We start from the raw sequence: 593 nt of genomic DNA, 5'->3' as shown, positions 1-593 counted from the left end.
GCACTGGGGCTGGGGGGCGGCGCTGCTCATCTCGCAGGGGGCGCTTGCCGGGCTCCTGCTTCACGGCCGGCAGCGGTTGCAGCGGGTTAACGCCCTCGCCAGAGACTATTTTGACAATCCCCTGATGGAGCATCTCTACACCGGTCGGCGCGACGATCTGAGTGCCGTCGAGCTGGCGCTCATCATGAGCAAGGCCGAGTTACGCGCCGTGGTGGCCCGCAGCCAGCAGACCTGCGTCAATATTCTTCGCGCGGCCGAGCAGGATCAGCGCAACGTGGAGGTGATCGCCAGCAACCTGGTGCGCCAGCAGGAGGAGACCAACATGGTGGCCACGGCCATGGAGCAGATGAACGCCTCCATCCACGAGGTGGCGAGCAGCGCCACGGCGTCGCGCAGGATGATCGAAGACACCAAGAGCCTGTTTGCCGATGGGCATCGCAACCTGAGCGAAACCGTCGACGAGGTCGCGACCCTGGACAGCGAGTTGCAGCGCTCACAGGGGGTGATCCACTCCCTGGCCGAGCAGTGCCGCGCCATCGACACCATAGTGCTGGCCATCAGCGAGATCGCCAACCAGACCAACCTGCTGGCGC

The 593-nt window shown here is 65.3% G+C and carries 1 pseudogene; it reads left to right on the top strand.

The features are described 5' to 3' along the window. Window positions 1–593: pseudogene (locus tag BN1121_RS20070) on the top strand (methyl-accepting chemotaxis protein); the annotation flags it as partial.

Origin of the sequence: Aeromonas diversa CDC 2478-85, from assembly GCF_000819805.1 — a bacterium.
Taxonomy (GTDB): Bacteria; Pseudomonadota; Gammaproteobacteria; order Enterobacterales; family Aeromonadaceae; genus Aeromonas; species Aeromonas diversa.
This window is presented reverse-complemented; position numbering and strand designations above follow the sequence as displayed.